The organism is Methylosinus sp. RM1, from assembly GCF_011378635.1.
GTDB lineage: Bacteria > Pseudomonadota > Alphaproteobacteria > Rhizobiales > Beijerinckiaceae > Methylosinus > Methylosinus sporium.
Genome location: NZ_WOVC01000079.1, coordinates 1 through 4278, shown reverse-complemented (window position 1 = coordinate 4278; position 4278 = coordinate 1). Strand labels below are relative to the sequence as shown.

Sequence of the window (4278 nt, the reverse complement as noted above, 5' to 3'; positions counted from 1 at the left end):
ACGACGTAACGCGTGAATGCCTGGCGGCGATCCCGGACACATCGATCTCCGGCAAGCGAGTGGCGCGTGAGCTGGCGGCGCTGATCGAAAGGCGCGGCAAGCCCGGCATGACCGTTTCCGACAATGGGACGGAGTTCACTTCGAATGCCGTCCTGTCCTGGGCGGAGGCGAACAAGGTCGAATGGCGTTTCATCATGCCCGGCAAGCCGATGCAGAACGGTTTGTGCGAGAGCTTCAACGGCCGCATGCGGGACGAGCTGCTCAACGAGACGCTGTTCTTCGGCCTCGACCATGCGAGAGAGAAAGTTCGCTCTTGGGTTCACGGATTATAACCACCGGCGCCCGCACTCTTCCCTCGGCTACGCGACGCCGGCGGACTATGCGGCCGCGCTCACCGCAACAGGCGATCGGCTGCGCAATCCCAACCAGCTCCGCCGATCGCCTGTTGCTCACCCCACGCCCGCGGGCGTATCAACCGCCGGGACTCAACTCGCCGCTGGATGAAACTTCGGGGGCACGTCACGGCTAACCGAAGACTTGTCAGAGACACGTTTGGTGGCGAATTGCTCCTAAAGGAAAAATTCCTGGACCCCAATAAACACGATTCGCGGAACAAAAGGCAACGCGACAATTTTGCTCGCCACCTAATTTCCCGACAATCGCTTAATCTCTCGGCTAATCGCACATCCGGAACAAGGGTGGCCATCCGAATGAATCTTGCTCCACAACAGCGTCTTTGTAGTTAGCAACAGATTGCTGGACAACGGATCGATGGAGTCGATCAAGGATATCACTTCGTCGATTTTCTTGATCCCCTCCTCAATCTTTTGAAAATCCTCACGTGATCCCAATTTCTTCATATCTCCGGTCATTCCCATGACGCCCCCGCCTCGTTAGCGAATCTAGCCGCCTATCTCCGCCCGGTGCTAATTTTCGGTCGAGGCAAATTCCCGCGAGAACTCGATATAGGAATGTCCAGCGTCCCGAAGCACCTGCGCAATGTCTTTCGCGTCCGACAAGCTCTCTTCCGCCAAAAGCCTCTCGAACATCAGCTTATGAAGCCTCACCGTCTCCAGAAGCCTGATCCTCAGTGCGTCCTCTATCGGTGAGCGCATACCGTGATCGAGATCGAAGTCATCCATCGACGCGCTCGTATCGAGACGGTGCGTCCCACTCCCCTTCGACACGAAAGAGCGTTGCAATACTCGCCGTGTCCCTTATCGGATCGGCGTGCGGCGTGAGCCGTTTGACCAGCTCGACATAAGGCTCTGCCTCTTCGTCGAAATACAGCGGTTCCTTGGCCGTCCGCTCGAGGCCCAAGAGTCGGCACCACATCTCGGCGTATTCAGGTTTTGCGTGCGTCAACAAGCGATCGTAGCCCTTACGCGCCACGTGATCGTAGATGAAATGCGAAAAATATTTCAGAATTCGGGGACTGCGGTATTGCTTGCGCACGCAGCTTCGCTCCATCTTCGCGAAATCGCGAAACCATCTTACGCGCGCTGAAGCGATCGGTTCTTCTCCAGCGTACGCGACGATGTGCGTCGCCTGATAATCGTTTCCGTCGTATGTCTGCCCCGCCGCAACGCCATGCTCTTCGACGAAGCAAATCCCCCGAACCATCAAAGCGTGAAGCAATTCCTCGTAGGTCGTGACGATCGCCACGCGTACGTCGTTCCGACCTGAATTGCCCGTGGATGAAAATGCGCGCATCATCTTTTCTCCTGGAGAGTGATACATGCATCCAATCTGACTCGGCATCGAACCAGCTCGAACCGCGCAAAAATTGACCCGTACTTCACAAATGAAGAACCGGAGTTTAGGCAAATGTTTAATGAAGGATCCCCCCTCGACAATGGCGCTATCGAACTGCTCGCCACTCTGTGCAACAAAGCCATTGCCGAGCATGGAGACAATGTGGTCGCCGTGGAGAAATACGTCGCTTCGCACATCGGTCGCATGGCGCCCCACGACCGCCAGACCTTCATGACCCATATCGACGTGATTTTAAAAGCCGCCTTGGCATCTTACAAAAGCAGCGCGACCCACTGACTATCAGTCTCCTAAATTGAACAACTGACGAAATCCTTCGTCGAACGGCGACTCCTCGACCGGAAAGGCGAGCTCGTCGCGGAACCACGGATTGTCCTTGCCAAAACTCGCCGCCAGCCAATCGAACACAAGCCGCGCAGGCCGACTTTGCAGCCGCTCCGAAACCGCAATGAGCAACATCGGCACAGCGACATGTACGCTCAAATCCAGCGGCACAGCGGTCTTATCCAGCACCGTGTAGCTCGCCAATAAGCCAATGCCCATCCCGGACTTCACGAGCATGGCGTATGTGAATGGATGATCGCAATAATGCGCTATTCGGCCGCGCTCGCAGGCTCGTATCCACTCATCCCATAAACCTGTTCGCGCCGTATAAAATTCAGATTGAATAAAGCGATGATCCTCTAGGTTTTGTCGCGTCGGCGTCCCGAACTCGCGAACGTAGCTTTGTGCTGCGACGGGGATGAAATGCAAATGCCCCAACGGTTGGAAAATCAAATCTCGCGACTCGGCCGGTCGAAAACCGATCATCATGTCTGTCTGATTTTCGTGCAAATCCGAAATGTTGAGCGGTGTCTTCAAGTGCACTTGTATGCGGGCATAGTCCTGCGAAAATAGCCGAAGCGCCGGCGCGACGAAAAGAGCCGCTAACGCGTCAGTCACGCTGACGCGAACGACCCCTTCGACGTCCCCGTTTCGGGAACGAATTCCATTCATCAAAAGAAACACTTGCTCGTCCAAACGGCTGACGGCGAATGCCAGTGCTTGCCCCTTCTCTGTCAGCATTATTCCCTGTTGGGTGACGATAACGAGCTGGGCGCCCATTAGGTCTTGAAGCCTTTTTACTCGGCGACTGACGGTCGGCTGGCTCATTCCCAAAATTTCGGCTGCCCGATTGAACGACTTCGCCTTGGCGACAGCCAGAAAAACCCGCAGCTCTCCCCAGTACTGTCCGCTTCTGAGCGTATCCTCATCGAGCACGCTGCGATGCAGACCGCGTTGTTCAGGAACGAAAGGTTCCATCGAGCCCTCTCGAAATAAAAACATGTGCATTTCAGCGGAGCTTACCCGTCTTCAGGCGGTTATGCGAGGGCGCGGATCGCGCGGCGGCCGTGATCGCCGTTCTTCAGAATCGTCGTAGAGGCTTTCTTTTCCGAGTTTTAAGGTCGGAGCCGCCCTGCCGGGTCCCACTAACTCGGAAGCGCCGATTTCCAATATGCTATTGATGAGGCAATGAAGTGATTGGCCCCCCTCTCCATGTCCGCGAAGCCATTGATCTAAATCTATCCCTCGCGGTGCGCGCCCTTCTCTCCCGACCGATCGATCGGCTTCTGGTCCGGCACTATTTACGAGAGGCTTTGCGTTTTTCTTTCTGGGCCGCGCAACTCATTTTCTTCGAGGGCGAGTACTCTGAATGGCTGACGCTGACCACGGAGGCCGCAGCAAACTTGGTATCCGACGCAACCAAAATTGCGCCTTGTGTTCCAGCGCTTGTCGCGTTTTTGGAAGTCAGCGTGAATTGCGTCGTCGATGCCCACCTTCGGCGCCTGGCCTCTCAACCTACGGGCTCTCAACAACAATTCGTGATCATGGTCGAGTAGCTCGGCCATTCGGCTTCGTCCCTCACAGATCCGGGCGTGCGGCTTTCCCGCACCCGGCTCTTCCCGGAAGTCACCCGCATCAGGCCCTCTTTGGCGTCCGGGATGAGTGATGCGTGGGAACGGTAGGGGCAGGGGCCGACTTCCGCCGACACAATGAATCAAGCGGACGGACGTCCGGTTCTGCGCGGCGACCCAGTCCCACCGCTGATCGCTCGATATTTCCCGCGCTCGTTGCTCGATGGAGCGGCCACGCGCATGCGAGTTTGCGTTTGCCGGATATTCCGCGCGACGAGAGTTTCGCCGGACGACGCCCGGTCGTGCCCCCACCGGTGGTGTAGCAGCTCGGGAGCAAGCCGCTTGCGACGCGCGCTTTTCATAGCGCCGTAGCGAGCGAGCGGCTTGCGGCGGCCACCGACGATTCTCCGGTTAGGGTCGGTTTGCGAATCTCAACGCAACCGAGGAACCCACCGATGACCGACGAGATGATGAGCCTGCGGGCGCTTCTGGAAAAGTTCCCCGACGCCGATTTCCTGCGCGAGATGATCGGTTTCGCCGCCAAGCGGCTGATGGAGCTGGAGATCGGCGCCAAGACCGGCGCCGCGCTCGGCGAGCGGTCGCCCGATCG

Annotated in this window: 5 protein-coding genes and 2 pseudogenes; 4 read left to right on the top strand and 3 right to left on the bottom strand. The window is 57.2% G+C overall.

Annotation, left to right across the window (positions count from 1 at the left end):
• A pseudogene (locus FMZ75_RS20805) lies at positions 1-504 on the top strand (integrase core domain-containing protein); the annotation flags it as partial.
• A 422-nt stretch (positions 505-926) separates the two neighbouring features.
• Here the strand turns inward: FMZ75_RS20805 and FMZ75_RS20800 are convergent.
• Positions 927-1142, bottom strand: a complete 216-nt coding sequence (locus FMZ75_RS20800; RefSeq protein ID WP_166146134.1) for a hypothetical protein — start codon at positions 1140-1142, stop codon at positions 927-929.
• Positions 1135-1716, bottom strand: a complete 582-nt coding sequence (locus FMZ75_RS20795; RefSeq protein WP_166146131.1) for a hypothetical protein — start codon at positions 1714-1716, stop codon at positions 1135-1137. The genes FMZ75_RS20800 and FMZ75_RS20795 overlap by 8 nt, the downstream gene beginning before the upstream one ends.
• Before the next feature lie 111 nt (positions 1717-1827).
• Here FMZ75_RS20795 and FMZ75_RS20790 point away from each other — a divergent pair, with 111 nt between their 5' ends.
• Entirely contained in the window at positions 1828-2052 is a 225-nt protein-coding gene (locus FMZ75_RS20790; protein ID WP_166146128.1) for a hypothetical protein, read from the top strand.
• Positions 2053-2055: 3 nt separating this feature from the next.
• On the opposite strand, the gene FMZ75_RS20785 is transcribed toward FMZ75_RS20790, so the two are convergent.
• The gene (locus tag FMZ75_RS20785) at positions 2056-3075 is read right to left on the bottom strand and encodes a LysR family transcriptional regulator (RefSeq protein ID WP_166146125.1); all 1020 of its coding nucleotides are present in this window, start codon (positions 3073-3075) and stop codon (positions 2056-2058) included.
• Positions 3076-3410: 335 nt separating this feature from the next.
• Between FMZ75_RS20785 and FMZ75_RS20780 the strand changes: the two genes are divergently transcribed.
• Both FMZ75_RS20780 and FMZ75_RS20775 read left to right on the top strand, forming a co-directional pair.
• Positions 3411-3653, top strand: coding sequence for a hypothetical protein (locus tag FMZ75_RS20780; RefSeq protein ID WP_166146122.1), 243 nt, complete (start codon positions 3411-3413; stop codon positions 3651-3653).
• A 470-nt stretch (positions 3654-4123) separates the two neighbouring features.
• Positions 4124-4278 (top strand): annotated as a pseudogene (locus FMZ75_RS20775) (IS256 family transposase); the annotation flags it as partial.